We start from the raw sequence: 13,947 nt of genomic DNA, 5'->3' as shown, positions 1-13,947 counted from the left end.
GCCATGTTCCTGCGCCATTGCATCACCTTCACCCTGATCGCCCTGCTCGCGGGCTGTGCCGGCTTTGGTAGCCGCGAAGCCCTGCAGGGCCAAGGCAACCCGCAACAGTGGCGCCAGCACAAAGCGCAGTTGAGCACCCTTGATGGCTGGCAGATCAACGGCAAGGTCGGCATCCGCGCCCCGCGCGATTCCGGCAGCGGCACGCTGTTCTGGCTGCAGCGCCAGGACTATTACGACATCCGCCTGGCAGGCCCGCTGGGCCGTGGCGCTGCCCGCCTGACCGGCCGCCCCGGTGGCGTGGTGCTGGAAGTGGCCAACCAGGGCCGCTATGAAGCCAGCAGCCCCGAGGCGCTGCTGGAAGAACAGCTGGGCTGGCAACTGCCGGTTTCGCACCTGGTCTGGTGGGTACGCGGCCTGCCCGCACCCGACAGCAAGAGCCAGCTGACCCTGGACGGCGACAGCCGCTTGGCCAGCCTGCGGCAGGATGGCTGGCAGGTGCAGTACCTGAGTTATACCGAGCAGAACGGCTACTGGTTGCCCGAGCGCCTGAAACTGCACGGCAAGGACATCGACGTCACCTTGGTGGTCAAGGACTGGCAGCCACGCCAGCTGGGGCACTGATTTATGAGCACCCTTACCCTGCCCGCCCCAGCCAAGCTCAACCTGTGGCTGCACATCATCGGCCGCCGCCCGGATGGTTACCACGAGCTGGAGACGGTGTTCCAGTTCCTCGACCACGGTGACGAGCTGAGCTTCGCCCTGCGTGAAGACGGCGTGATCCGCCTGCATACCGAAATCGAGGCCGTGCCCCACGACAGCAACCTGATCGTGCGCGCCGCACGCCAATTACAGGAACACTCCGGCACGGGCCTTGGCGCCGACATCTGGCTGACCAAGGTCTTGCCCATGGGCGGTGGTATCGGCGGCGGCAGCTCGGATGCCGCGACCACGCTACTGGCGCTGGCGCATTTGTGGCAACTGGACTGGGATGAGGATCGCCTGGCCAGCCTGGGCCTGAGCCTGGGCGCGGACGTGCCGGTATTCGTTCGCGGCCACGCGGCATTTGCCCAGGGTGTCGGCGAGCAACTGACCCCGGTCGACCCTGACGAACCCTGGTATGTCGTGCTGGTGCCGCAAGTGTCTGTCAGTACTGTAGAAATTTTTTCACATCCGCAGTTGACACGTGATTCCCTCCCCCTTAAGATGCGCCCCGTTCCCGAGGGAAACAGTCGAAATGACTGCCAACGGGTGGTTGAGCAGAGTTATCCAGAAGTTCGAAACGCATTGAATTCTCTGGGTAAATTCACTGAAGCTCGGCTAACCGGAACTGGAAGTTGTGTGTTTGGGGCCTTCCCAAACAAAGCCGAAGCTGATAAAGTTCTGGCCCTTCTTTCAGCGACCCAAACAGGGTTTGTGGCGAAAGGAAGCAATGTTTCGATGTTGCATCGCAAGCTGCAAAGTCTGGTCAAGAAGTCGAGTGCCTAGTGCTCGCAGCAACAGATACAGGGGCGTCGCCAAGCGGTAAGGCAGCAGGTTTTGATCCTGCCATGCGTTGGTTCGAATCCAGCCGCCCCTGCCATTTTCCTTATACTCATCCAGGTATACCCTCAGCCTTCAGGTACTGCGCGTGTCCAAGATGATGGTCTTTACGGGGAACGCTAACCCCGATCTGGCTCGGCGTGTCGTACGTCAGCTGCATATCCCTCTCGGTGACGTCTCTGTCGGTAAATTCTCCGACGGCGAGATCAGCACTGAGATCAATGAAAATGTTCGCGGTAAAGACGTTTTCATTATTCAGCCGACCTGTGCCCCGACCAACGATAACCTGATGGAACTGGTAGTGATGGCCGACGCCTTCCGCCGCTCCTCAGCATCCCGAATCACCGCCGTGATTCCCTACTTCGGATACGCCCGCCAGGACCGCCGTCCGCGTTCGGCACGTGTAGCCATCAGCGCCAAAGTCGTCGCTGACATGCTCACTGTCGTAGGTATCGACCGTGTACTCACCGTCGACCTGCACGCTGACCAGATCCAGGGTTTCTTCGATATTCCTGTCGACAACATCTACGGCTCGCCCGTACTGGTCGACGATATCGAAGACCAGCGTTTCGAGAACCTGATGATCGTTTCCCCGGACATCGGTGGTGTCGTGCGCGCACGTGCCGTCGCCAAGTCCCTGGGCGTCGATCTGGGTATCATCGATAAACGCCGCGAGAAGGCTAACCACTCCGAGGTTATGCACATCATCGGCGACGTCGAAGGGCGCACTTGCATCCTGGTAGACGACATGGTCGACACCGCCGGCACCCTGTGCCACGCGGCCAAAGCCCTGAAAGAACACGGCGCTGCCAAGGTTTACGCCTACTGCACGCACCCTGTCCTGTCGGGCCGCGCGATCGAGAACATCGAGAAGTCGGTACTGGACGAGCTGGTGGTGACCAACACCGTTCCGCTGTCCGCCGCTGCTCAAGCCTGTGACCGTATCCGCCAGTTGGATATCGCACCGGTTGTCGCTGAAGCGGTACGCCGCATCAGCAATGAAGAATCGATCAGTGCGATGTTCCGCTAAGCGGAATACGTATTGATGTGAAGCGCCCCGCCCCAGCATGTGTTGGGGCGGGGCTTTTTTGCCCACCCCGTTTGGCGCTGGTCGCAAACGCCTGCGGGAGATGGCTATTTTGGAGAAGCAAAATGACTGATTTCATCCTGAACGCCCAAGCGCGTACTGACCTGGGGAAAGGTGCGAGCCGCCGCCTGCGTCACTCGCTGAGCATCCCTGCCGTTGTCTACGGTGGCGATAAAGAAGCTCAATCCCTGACCATCGTGTCGAAAGAAATCGCCAAGCTGTTCGAAAACGAAGCTGCCTACAGCCACGTGATCGAACTGAACGTTGACGGCGTCAAGCAAAACGTCATCGTCAAAGCCATGCAGCGTCACCCTGCCAAGCAATTCATCATGCACGCTGACTTCGTTCGCGTCGTTGCTGGCCAGAAGCTGACCGCCAAGGTTCCGGTTCACTTCATCGGCGAAGAAGCCCCGATCAAGAAAGGCGGCGAGATCTCGCACGTTGTTTCCGAGATCGAAGTGTCTTGCGAAGCCAAAGACCTGCCTGAGTTCATCGAAGTTGACCTGGCTAACGCCGAAGTCGGCAGCATCATCCACCTGTCGGACCTGAAAGCTCCGAAAGGCGTAGAGTTCGTCGCTCTGGCCCACGGTGATGACAAAGCTGTTGCCAACGTTCACGCGCCACGCGTTGCTCCAGAAGCTGAAGGCGCTGCCGAGTAATCCACTCGCACGCCGGTGTTGATCGGGTTACAGTGCCCCGCGCCCTGTAACCCACCAACTCCAAGGAAGAGCCCCTGACGTGACCGCCATCCAGTTGATCGTTGGCCTGGGTAACCCCGGCCCCGAATACGAACAGACCCGGCATAACGCAGGGGCTCTTTTCGTTGAACGCATTGCCAGCGCCCAGCGCGTCTCCTTGACCGCTGACCGCAAGTATTTCGGCCTGACGGCTAAATTCAGCCATCAGGGCAACGACGTTCGTCTGCTCATCCCCACCACCTACATGAACCGTAGCGGCCAGTCCGTGGCGGCCTTGGCCAATTTCTTCCGCATCAAGCCGGAAGCGATTTTGGTGGCACATGACGAACTCGACCTGCCTCCAGGCGTCGCCAAGCTTAAACGCGGCGGCGGCCATGGTGGGCACAACGGCCTGCGCGACATCATCGCGCAGCTCGGCAACCAGAACGACTTCCACCGCCTGCGGCTTGGCATCGGCCACCCGGGTGACGCCAAACTGGTCTCCAACTTCGTCCTGGGCCGCGCGCCGCGCGCCGAGCAGGAGAAGCTCGATGCCAGCATCGATTTTGCCCTCGGCGTGCTGCCAGATGTCCTCGCTGGCGATTTCGCCAAGGCGATGCGCGAGCTGCACAGCCAGAAGGCCTGATTTCCTAGAGAGGGAATACCCATGGGTTTCAATTGCGGCATCGTCGGCCTGCCCAACGTCGGCAAGTCCACCCTGTTCAACGCCCTGACCAAGTCTGGCATCGCGGCGGAGAACTTCCCTTTCTGCACCATCGAGCCGAACAGCGGCATCGTGCCGATGCCCGACGCGCGTCTGGCTGCACTGGCGGAAATCGTCAAGCCTAACCGCATCCTGCCGACCACCATGGAATTCGTCGACATCGCAGGCCTGGTGGCGGGCGCGTCGAAAGGTGAAGGCCTGGGCAACAAGTTCCTCGCCAACATCCGCGAGACCGACGCCATCGCTCACGTGGTGCGCTGCTTCGAAGACGAGAACGTGATCCACGTTTCCAACAGCGTCGACCCCAAGCGTGACATCGAGATCATCGACCTCGAGCTGATCTTCGCCGACCTCGACAGCTGCGAGAAGCAACTGCAGAAGGTTGCCCGCAACGCCAAGGGCGGCGACAAGGAAGCCCTGGCGCAAAAGGCCATTCTGGAAAAGCTGATCCCGCACTTCACCGAAGGCAAACCGGCGCGCAGCCTGATGAAGCACATGGCTGACGACGAAAAGGCCGTCATCCGTGGCTTCCACCTGCTGACCAGCAAGCCGGTGATGTACATCGCCAACGTCGCTGAAGACGGTTTCGACAACAACCCGCACTTGGACGTGGTCCGTGCCATCGCCGAAGAAGAAGGCGCGGTCGTGGTGCCGGTGTGCAACAAGATCGAAGCCGAAATCGCCGAACTCGACGACGGTGAAGAGAAGGACATGTTCCTTGAGGCCCTGGGCCTGGAAGAGCCTGGCCTGAACCGCGTGATCCGCGCCGGTTACGAGCTGCTGAACCTGCAGACCTACTTCACTGCCGGCGTGCAGGAAGTCCGCGCCTGGACCGTCCGCGTTGGCGCCACTGCGCCACAGGCAGCCGGCGTGATCCACACCGACTTCGAAAAAGGCTTCATCCGCGCCGAAGTGGTCGCGTATGACGACTTCATCCAGTTCAAGGGTGAAAGCGGCGCCAAGGAAGCCGGTAAATGGCGTCTGGAAGGCAAAGACTACATCGTCAAAGACGGTGACGTGATGCACTTCCGCTTCAACGTCTGACGTTCAGCGTTTGCCTGCCGACAAAAGCCTCCGAACGGGGGCTTTTGTGTTTCTGCAGAGTTACGGACTCTGTGGGAGCGGGCTTGCCCGCGAAGCATGCAACGCGGTTTATGGCACCGGCTTCGCCGGTGTTCGCGGGTAAACCCGCTCCCACAGGGCCCGCGCCCGCAGGCACCAACTAAGCTGTCTCCAACGGGACCTCAAGCGGTAAATACGCCCGCCCCCTGGAGCCTGCACCATGCCCGAAACACCCCCTCCCCCACGCTTCGACTGGCAACGCTGGCTACCTGGCGTGGTCACCCTGCTGCACTATCAGCGGGCCTGGCTGCCCAGGGACATCGCTGCCGGGCTGGTACTCACCAGCATGCTGGTGCCCGTGGGCATCGCCTACGCCGAAGCCTCGGGCGTACCCGGCATCTACGGCCTCTACGCCACCATCATTCCGCTGCTGGCCTATGCCCTGTTCGGCCCCAGCCGCATCCTGGTGCTCGGCCCAGATTCGGCACTGGCCGCGCCTATTCTGGCGGTGGTCGTGCAGTACGCCGCCAGCGACCCGCAACGCGCCATCACCATCGCCAGCATGATGGCCCTGGTCGCTGGCGTGTTCTGCATGGTCGCCGGGTTATTGCGCCTGGGCTTCATCACCGAATTGCTGTCCAAGCCGATCCGCTACGGCTACATGAACGGCATCGCCCTGACCGTGCTGATCAGCCAATTGCCCAAACTGTTCGGGTTGTCCGTCGACAGCCAAGGCCCATTGCGTGACGTCTGGAACCTGACCCAGGCCCTGCTCGCAGGCCAGGGCCACTGGCCCAGCTTCATCATCGGCGCCGGTAGCCTGGCGCTGATCCTGCTGCTCAAACCCTTCAAGCGCTTGCCGGGCATTTTGATCGCCGTGGTGCTGGCGACACTGGCGGTGAGCCTGCTCGACCTCGACCAAATGGGCGTCAAAGTCCTTGGCCAACTGCCCCAAGGGCTGCCGGACCTGGTGTTCCCCTGGTTGAGCGATATCGACCTGGTGGAGGTGCTGCTCGGCGGCATCGCGGTGGCGCTGGTGTCGTTCGCCGACACCAGCGTGCTGTCACGCTCCTACGCGGCCCGCCTGAAGACGCCGGTCAACCCCAACCAGGAGATGTTTGGCCTGGGTGTGGCGAACCTTGCCAGTGGGCTGTTCCAGGGCATCCCGATCAGCAGCAGTTCGTCACGTACACCTGTCGCCGAAGCCGCCGGTGCCAAGACCCAGCTCACCGGCATCATCGGTGCGCTGGCCGTGACCGTACTGCTGCTGGTGGCGCCCAACCTGATGCATTACCTGCCCAACAGTGCACTCGCCGCCGTGGTGATCGCCGCCGCACTGGGCCTGTTCGAGTTCGCCGACCTCAAGCGCATCTTCCACATGCAGCAGTGGGAGTTCTGGTTGTCGTTCACCTGCTTCGTCGGCGTGGCGGTGTTTGGTGCCATTCCCGGTATCTGCATTGCCGTGGCGATTTCAGTGGTCGAGTTTCTGTGGGATGGCTGGAGGCCGCACTTTGCGGTCCTTGGCCGGGTGGATGGCACCCGTGGCTACCATGATGTGCAGCGCTACCCGCATGCCCGGCGCATTCCCGGGCTGGTGCTGCTGCGCTGGGATGCGCCGCTGTTCTTTGCCAATGCCGAACAGTTTCAGAGCACCGTGCTGGCCGCCGTGGATCAGTCCCCTACCGCGGTGCAGCGGTTGATAATTGCCGCGGAGCCTGTGACCAGCATCGACATTACCTCTGCGGACATGCTCGCCGAGCTGGACCGGGCGCTGGAGGCGCGCGGTATGGAGTTGCAGTTCGCCGAAATGAAAGACCCGGTAAAAGACAAGATGAAGCGCTTTGAACTGTTCCAGCACATGGGGGAAAAGGCGTTTCACCCCACCGTCGGCGCTGCGGTGGATGCCTACCTGGAGGACACTGGGGTCGACTGGCAACCCTAATGCACCCACTGCTGTGCCCTGCGCCGGTCGATCCAGATCAGCAGGGCACTGGCATACACCGATACCGCCAGAAACAGCGCCATGCGCACCGCGAACGCGCGGTAAACATCCTGCCCCGCCGCGCTGTCCTGCACAGACTGCCCCAGCAGTATCAGCATGGTCGTCAGGCAACTGACCCAGTAGGCCGTGCTGTGCCGCGTCGCCACAGCACGGTAGAGCCGCCGGGCCTGCCAAAGCGAGAACAGCAACACCCACAAAAAAAACATCCACAGGTGCACGAACAGGCTCAGTGCGCTCCACAGCAGGATCGCCAGCAACCCGGCCAGCAAGGTCGAACCAATCAGCTCTCGGCTGGCATTACGGGCATGGGTCTCGCTGGCCTGCTGACCGAGGCTCACCGACTTCATGATCAGCGGCATGAACGCGTCGGGTGCAATCAGCGCCAGCAAAAACGCGGGCATGACGATGAGTGTGGCGCGCAGCGCAACCCAGCTGGCACGCTCGGCGGCGAGCGGCGGCGGTGCTGGCTGCGCGGGGGCATCGGCAGGTTCCGGGAACATCACATGCGCCAGCGCCGTGCCCAAGGTTGCCAGGAGCATGCCTTTGGACAAGGCCTCGACCACCGACAGCGCCAGGGTGAAATCGCTGGTGCCCGCTGCGGCGATCATGGTCAGGCCGATCACCAGCAAGTTGGCCAACAGGCCGTTGCCGCCTTTCAGGGCATAACGCAGCACCAGAAACACACCCACGCCAACCAGCAGTACCCCGCTCACCGGTGCATGGCGCAGTAAGGGAATCAGCAACAGGCCACTGCCACAACTCAGCAGCACCAGCACCGCCAGCGCCGGTGCCGCGCGCAACGGCAGCGGCTGGCTGCGCATGGCCAACAGCAGGACCGCGAACACCGGTGCCAAAATCGGCACAGGCAGGCCAATGCCGAAGCTGACCGCCAGGCACAGCGCCACGCCCCAGGCCAGGCGTAGTGCGCGCTGGCGCCGCAGTTCAATAGGCATACGAGAGCCAGCCCATCAACCACATGAACGCACGGCCCAGCACGTTCAACGGGTTGCCCTCGCTGGGCAGCGCCATGACCTCGGCCTGGCCACCCACCCGCAACCCCGCCTTGTCCTGCAACTGGTCACGCTCAAGTTCAATGATCACCGGAAAGCGTTGGGCCGAACGCAGCCACTCACGGCTGTTCTGGACGCTCGGCAGCGTACCCGGCGGGTTGCTCTGGCCCACGCTGACGCCATAACCGATGCTGCGTATGCGCCCTTTCAGCACAGCCCCAGGCAACGCATCGAGCACCACCAGCACCGGTGTACCGGGGCGCAGGCGGCCGAGGTTGTTCTCGGTCAGGTCAGCGCTGATCCACACGTCATGGATCGCGATCAAGGTCATCATCGGGCTGCCGGCGCCCACATAGTGGCCAACGTCAGTGCGCAGGTCGGTGATCAACCCGTTGGCATCGGCGCGCACCACCGTTCGCGCCAGGTCCAGGCGGGCCTTTTGCACATTCGCCGCGGCGCTGCGCAGCTGGGCATTGTCCGCTTGTGCCCCACCCTGCTGCTCGCGTGCCCGCACCACTTCGGCACGCGCTGCCGCGACCTGGCTAATGGCCTGATCGCGCGTGGCCTGCGCGCCTTCCAGGCGGCGCTGTGAAACCGTGCCGGGGTCTTCCTCGATCAGCCGCTTGAGCCGCTCGGCGTCCTGCCTGGCCTTGCGCTCGTTGGCCTGGGCCGCCAGCAATGCCGCCTGGGCCGAATCGATGCCGGCGGTGTGGGCACCGATCTGCCTGCCCACCGTATCGAAGTCGGCCTCGGCGCGGGCCAGGGCAATGCGGTACTGCTCCTGGTCCAGCTCGAACAGCACCTCGCCCTTGCGCACCTCTTGGTTGTTGCCCACGGCCACGCGCTTGACCTGGCCGGCCACTTCGGCGCTCACCGGCACCACGTAGGCTTGCAGGCGGGCCTGTTGGGTATAGGGCGTGAAGCGGTCGGCCAGCAGGTACCAGAACAGGCTCACGGCAATCAGCAGCAATACCCAACGCAAGCCACGGTCGGGCGCTTGCGCGGGGGGTGTTTGCGGGGTGTCGGTCATTTTTGCTCACCGGGTTGCTGTGCGCTGGGGGCAGGTTCATCCAGCAAGTCGCCCCAATCGGTGCGTTGCTGCATCTGTCGACGCGTGGCCGGGTCGATCGGTGCACGGCTTGGGTCCCAACCGCCGCCCAGGGCCTTGTACAAGGTCACCAGGCTACTGACGGCATTACCGCGGCTGACCAAGTAGCCGTCCTGTTGTTGTAGCAGTAACTGTTGCGCGTCGAGCACCCGCTGAAAGTCGGCGAAACCTTCGCGGTATTGCGACATGGCCAGGCTCAACGAGCGCTGCGCGGCTTGCGAGGCTTGGTCGCGAATACTCGCGCTCTGCAGCGAGCGCACCAAGCCGCTGGCGGCGTCGTCGGCCTCGCGGGCGGCTTCGCGCACACTTTGCTGATACAGCTCGATCAGTTGCTGCAAACGCGCATCCTCGACGCGTACGGCGTTCTTGCGCCGGCCGTAGTCGAACGGGTTCCAGATCAGGCTGGGCCCGGCAGCCAGGTCGAACGTGTTGGGCAGGTGACTGGCCGAGACGAACGTCCAGCCGAGGCTGCCCAACAGGCTCAGCTGTGGATAAAGATCGGCTTCGGCCACCCCGACCAGTGCCGATTGCGCCGCCACGGCCTGCTCTGCGGCGCGGATGTCCGGGCGACGTTGCAGCAGGCGGGCAGGCACGTCCTGCAACAATGCGCGGTCCGGCAGTGGCAACTGCCCGTAATGCGACTGCAGCTCCGGCAGTGGGCCGGGGGGCCGCCCGAGCAGCGAGCAGAGCACGTTGCGCAGAGCGTTGAGCTGGTTCTCGAACTCGGGGATGGTCGCCTGAGTCGCCAGGTATTGCGTACGGGCCTGCTGCCAATCGAGTTCGTCATGCTCGCCATGGCGGAACAGCCGCTCGGTGATCTCCAGGCTGCGCGCCTGGCGCTTGGCGTTTTCCTCGGCAATGGCCAGGCGCGCCTCGGCGGTACGCAATGCAAAGTAGGTGTCGGCGACCTGTGCACGCAATAGCAACAGGGCATCGGCGTAGTTGGCCTGGGAGGCGAAATAAAGCGCATCGGCAGACTCGATGGCGCGGCTGAACCGCCCCCAGAAGTCGATTTCCCAGGCGATGTCGAAGCCTGCGCTGGATTGCCAGAACACCGAGTCGCGGGCAGTGTCGGTGCCGGATTGGTCTTGCTTGAGATAGAGGCTTTGCGCCCGCACCTGCTGCAACTGCGGGTAGCGCCCAGTCTGCACGATGGCCAACTGCGCACGTGCCTCGGCGATGCGCAGGCCGGCCACGCGCAGGTTGCTGTTGTGGGCGTCGGCTTCGGCGATCAGCGCATCCAGTGTCGGGTCGGCGAACACCGCCCACCACTGGCGAAAGTCCACCGTGGCGTCGCGCCGCCCGGCCTGCTCCAGCAGGGGTGTGCTCCACGGGTCCAGCCAGGCCGTTTGTTGGGGGTGAAAGTCTGGCCCGACCTGGGTGCAGCCTGACAGCAAGGCAACCAGGCCCAAGGCGCGACGCCAGGTAGGTGCAGGCATGCCAGGCCCCGGCTCAGGCCGACGGTTCGACAGGGTTTTCGGGTACCTGCAGCGCGACCCATTGCCAGAACAGCACGTAGGTCACACCCAGAATCACCGGGCCGATAAACAGGCCGATAATGCCTTTGACCACCATGCCGCCCAACGCACCGATCAGCACCACAGGCATCGGTACATCCACCCCGCGCCCCAGCAGCAGCGGCTTGAGCACGTTGTCGGCAAGGCCGGCGACGAAGGTGTAGACGGCAAACACGATGGTCGCCACGGTGAAGCCCTCGGCATGGAACACGTAGGCGATGACCGGCAGCGTGATCAGCGTGGCTGGCGCCTGGGCGATACCCAGCATGAGGATGGCAATCGCCAGCATCCCCGCCGCCGGCACGCCCTTGATGACAAAACCTACGCCAATCAACAGCATCTGGATGAAGGCAATGCCGATCACGCCCTGGGCGACGGCGCGAATGGTAGCGGTACACAGCTTGGCAATCGACCTGCCGCGCTGCTCGCCGGATACCCGCATGGCAATGCGCTGCGCCGCCAGCTCGCCACGCGCGCCGAAGGCCATGATTACCCCCGAGATGATGATCGCCGCGATGAACATCAGAAACGCCCCCCCGGCACTGGCCGCTGCCCCCAACAGCACACGCCCGGTGTCCTTGAGCTGCGGCATCATGCTGTTTAGCACCTCGCTGAGGCTCTCGGAAGCCGCCAGCCATAAGGCATACAGACGCGGCCCGAGCAACGGCCAGGAAGCCACCGACTCGGGAGGCGCCGGCACGCTCCAGGCGCCGCTCTTGAGCAGTGTCAGCATGCCGTCCACCGACTCGGTGATCGACACCACCACCAGGTAGATCGGCACCAGCAACACCACCAGCACCAGCAACACCACCAGTGTCGCCGCATAGCCGTCCTTGAGCCCCCAGCGCCGCGTGATACGGCAGTGCAGCGGGTACAGCGTGACCGCCAGGATCACCGCCCATAGCATCAGTTCCAGGAAGGGCTGGAACACCTGAAAGGAGAAGATTACCAGGGCAGCCACCAAGCCTGCCTTGATCAAGACATCAAGCAAGCCCTGCGACAGGGCGCTGTCCAGCTTGAAACTCGGCTGCATGCTTCACCTCCGAACAGTCGGTACGCCGTCAGGCGCGAGTCAGTGGTCGGTTTCAGACGCGGGACGGGTGGCGTCGGCGTCGCGCAACTGCCGTGAGAGGCCCATCATCACCAGCGGCACCACCGCCATCGACAGGGTGATGGCCAGCACCAGCAAGTCGTGGACCTGCTGCTCAAGCACCTGGTGCTCAAGCGCCAGTTTGAACACCACGAAAGCAAACTCACCGCCAGACGCCAGTACCACCCCCAGGCACAGCGCCTGGGGGCGATTCAGCCCGCCGGCCGTGCGGCCCAAGGCAACCAACAGCGGCAGCTTGACGCCCACCAGCAACAGCGTGAGCCCCAGCACCGCCAAGGGCATGCCGAACAACAAGCGCAAGTCGGCGCTCATGCCCACACCGACGAAGAACAGCCCAAGCAGCAGCCCTTTAAGCGGCTCGATCTGGGTCTCAAGCTCGTGGCGAAACGGTGACTCGGCCATCAACACACCGGCAAGGAACGCGCCGAGGGCCATCGAGACGCCGACATGCTCCATCACCCAGGCGGTACCTAGCACCACCAGCAAGGCGGTAGCGGTGGACAGCTCCGGCAACCCGGAGCCGACCGTCCATTTGAATACCGGGGTCATCAGGTAGCGGCCGCCAACAATGATCACGCCAATGCCGACCGCCACGCCCACCAGCGGCCACGTGCCCTCATCGGCGCGGCTGACATCACCGCCAAGCAAGGGCACCACGGCAATCAGGGGGATGGCGGCAATGTCCTGGAACAACAGAATCGCCACGGCCAGGCGCCCGTGCGGCTTGCCCAGGTCCTTGCGCTCCGCCAGCACCTGCAAACCGAACGCCGTGGACGACAGGGCCAGCCCCAGCCCCAGCACGATGGCCGCCGCCTTCGACTGGCCGAACAGCCAGTACGCGAGCAGGCCAAGCACTGTGGCGGTCAGCCCGACCTGCAACGAGCCAATGCCGAACAGCGCGCGGCGCATGGTCCACAGACGGCGTGGCGAAAGCTCCAGGCCGATCACGAACAGCAGCATCACCACGCCCATCTCTGACAGGCGTGCGACGTTGTCCGGGTTACCCAGCAAACCGAGCACCGAGGGGCCGATCAGGATGCCGGCCAGCAGATACCCCGGCACGGCGCCCAGTTTCAAGCGTTGCGCCAGTGGCACCAGCAGTACCACGGCCAGCAGGAACACCACCGTTGCCTGAAGCAAGCTGCCGTCATGTGGCATAGGTCTACACCCTGTAGGCTCCCCGCAGGGAGGGGGTCAGTAACGCGCTTCGACAACCTTGAACGGGTAGTTCACTGCCTTGTACTTGCCGACCTTGCCGCGCTTGGGCAACTTCACGACCTGGTCGCGGGTGATGTCCTTGTAGGGGATGCGGCCGAGCAGGTGGCTGATGATGTTCAGCCGCGCGCGCCGCTTGTCGTTGGAGTGCGCCATGAACCACGGTGCCCAGGAGGAATCCGACGCGGCGAACATGTCATCGCGGGCTTTGGTGTAGTCGTCCCAGCGGGTGTACGACTTCAAGTCCATCGGTGACAGCTTCCACAGCTTGCGGCCGTCGTTTATGCGGTCCTGCAGGCGTCGGGTCTGCTCTTCGGCACTGACCTCCAGCCAGTACTTGATGAGGATGATCCCCGACTCGACCATCATCTTCTCGAACAGCGGCACCACGGTGAGGAACTTGTTGGCCTGTTCATCGCTGCAAAAGCCCATGACGCGCTCGACGCCGGCGCGGTTGTACCAACTGCGGTCGAAGATCACCACTTCACCCGCGGCGGGCAGATGGCCCAGGTAGCGTTGCACGTACATCTGGGTCTTTTCCCGCTCGGTCGGCGCAGGCAGCGCCACCACACGGAACACCCGAGGGCTGACCCGCTCGGTAAGGGCCTTGATGGTCCCGCCCTTGCCCGCGCCATCGCGGCCTTCAAAGACGATGCACACCTTCAGGCCTTTGGCCACGACCCATTCCTGCAGCTTTACCAACTCGACGTGAAGTTGCTTGAGCGCCTTCTCGTAGGCCTTGCCGCCCAGTTTTTCGGGCTGTGCCTGGGGGTCCTTGTTCTTGGCTGACTTCGACATGGCGCGCTCCTGCTGGCGAATGAAGATTCAGTATGGTCGATCCATGGCGGTTTGCCGCTTCGCTTATTACGCCCGCACTGTCCCTTGCTGGTGCGTG

The 13,947-nt window shown here is 63.3% G+C and carries 13 protein-coding genes and 1 tRNA gene; 8 read left to right on the top strand and 6 right to left on the bottom strand.

All coding sequences use genetic code 11. The annotated features are described in order from the left end of the window. The first annotated feature begins 3 nt into the window (after nt 1–3). From lolB to ACSSU5_RS14395, 8 genes are all read left to right on the top strand, one after another. Nucleotides 4–621: a lipoprotein insertase outer membrane protein LolB gene (gene lolB, locus ACSSU5_RS14430; RefSeq protein ID WP_264310322.1), complete on the top strand. Its 618-nt coding sequence runs from the start codon at nt 4–6 to the stop codon at nt 619–621. 3 nt (nt 622–624) lie between these two features. Beyond that, nucleotides 625–1,485, top strand: coding sequence for a 4-(cytidine 5'-diphospho)-2-C-methyl-D-erythritol kinase (ispE, locus tag ACSSU5_RS14425; protein WP_264310323.1), 861 nt, complete (start codon nt 625–627; stop codon nt 1,483–1,485). A 19-nt stretch (nt 1,486–1,504) separates the two neighbouring features. Beyond that, nucleotides 1,505–1,579 (top strand) — tRNA-Gln (locus ACSSU5_RS14420). Between the two features lie 48 nt (nt 1,580–1,627). Next, nucleotides 1,628–2,569 carry a ribose-phosphate pyrophosphokinase gene (locus ACSSU5_RS14415; RefSeq protein ID WP_003247410.1) on the top strand — a complete coding sequence of 314 codons (942 nt, stop codon included), beginning with the start codon at nt 1,628–1,630 and terminating at the stop codon, nt 2,567–2,569. A gap of 122 nt (nt 2,570–2,691) precedes the next feature. Further along, nucleotides 2,692–3,285, top strand: coding sequence for a 50S ribosomal protein L25/general stress protein Ctc (locus ACSSU5_RS14410; RefSeq protein ID WP_264310324.1), 594 nt, complete (start codon nt 2,692–2,694; stop codon nt 3,283–3,285). Between the two features lie 79 nt (nt 3,286–3,364). Further along, nucleotides 3,365–3,949, top strand: coding sequence for an aminoacyl-tRNA hydrolase (gene pth / locus ACSSU5_RS14405; RefSeq protein WP_008099045.1), 585 nt, complete (start codon nt 3,365–3,367; stop codon nt 3,947–3,949). A gap of 21 nt (nt 3,950–3,970) precedes the next feature. Further along, nucleotides 3,971–5,071 (top strand): redox-regulated ATPase YchF, encoded by a 1,101-nt coding sequence (gene ychF, locus ACSSU5_RS14400; RefSeq protein WP_027594480.1) that lies wholly within the window; start codon nt 3,971–3,973, stop codon nt 5,069–5,071. Between the two features lie 238 nt (nt 5,072–5,309). Beyond that, nucleotides 5,310–7,031 (top strand): SulP family inorganic anion transporter, encoded by a 1,722-nt coding sequence (locus ACSSU5_RS14395; RefSeq protein ID WP_492559149.1) that lies wholly within the window; start codon nt 5,310–5,312, stop codon nt 7,029–7,031. On the opposite strand, the gene ACSSU5_RS14390 is transcribed toward ACSSU5_RS14395, so the two are convergent. The 6 genes from ACSSU5_RS14390 to ppk2 are packed head-to-tail and all read right to left on the bottom strand — an operon-like array spanning nt 7,028 to nt 13,850. Then, nucleotides 7,028–8,044 carry a DUF2955 domain-containing protein gene (locus tag ACSSU5_RS14390; protein ID WP_492559148.1) on the bottom strand — a complete coding sequence of 339 codons (1,017 nt, stop codon included), beginning with the start codon at nt 8,042–8,044 and terminating at the stop codon, nt 7,028–7,030. The genes ACSSU5_RS14395 and ACSSU5_RS14390 overlap by 4 nt on opposite strands. After that, nucleotides 8,034–9,131 (bottom strand): HlyD family secretion protein, encoded by a 1,098-nt coding sequence (locus ACSSU5_RS14385; RefSeq protein ID WP_492559147.1) that lies wholly within the window; start codon nt 9,129–9,131, stop codon nt 8,034–8,036. Before ACSSU5_RS14385 ends, ACSSU5_RS14390 begins: the two co-directional genes overlap by 11 nt. Further along, the gene (locus tag ACSSU5_RS14380) at nt 9,128–10,648 is read right to left on the bottom strand and encodes an efflux transporter outer membrane subunit (protein WP_492559146.1); all 1,521 of its coding nucleotides are present in this window, start codon (nt 10,646–10,648) and stop codon (nt 9,128–9,130) included. Before ACSSU5_RS14380 ends, ACSSU5_RS14385 begins: the two co-directional genes overlap by 4 nt. Nucleotides 10,649–10,661: 13 nt before the next feature. Further along, nucleotides 10,662–11,759 (bottom strand): AI-2E family transporter, encoded by a 1,098-nt coding sequence (locus ACSSU5_RS14375; RefSeq protein ID WP_492559145.1) that lies wholly within the window; start codon nt 11,757–11,759, stop codon nt 10,662–10,664. A gap of 39 nt (nt 11,760–11,798) precedes the next feature. Further along, on the bottom strand, nt 11,799–12,995 hold the full coding sequence (locus tag ACSSU5_RS14370) for a monovalent cation:proton antiporter-2 (CPA2) family protein (protein ID WP_492559144.1): 1,197 nt from the start codon (nt 12,993–12,995) through the stop codon (nt 11,799–11,801). 36 nt (nt 12,996–13,031) lie between these two features. Continuing rightward, nucleotides 13,032–13,850 (bottom strand): polyphosphate kinase 2, encoded by an 819-nt coding sequence (ppk2, locus tag ACSSU5_RS14365; RefSeq protein ID WP_264310331.1) that lies wholly within the window; start codon nt 13,848–13,850, stop codon nt 13,032–13,034. Between the last annotated feature and the right edge of the window lie 97 nt (nt 13,851–13,947).

It is taken from the genome of Pseudomonas sp. E1MeOHC2 (assembly GCF_058745025.1).
The sequence above is the reverse complement of the archived record's forward strand: the minus strand, read 5'-3'. Positions and strand labels throughout refer to the sequence as shown.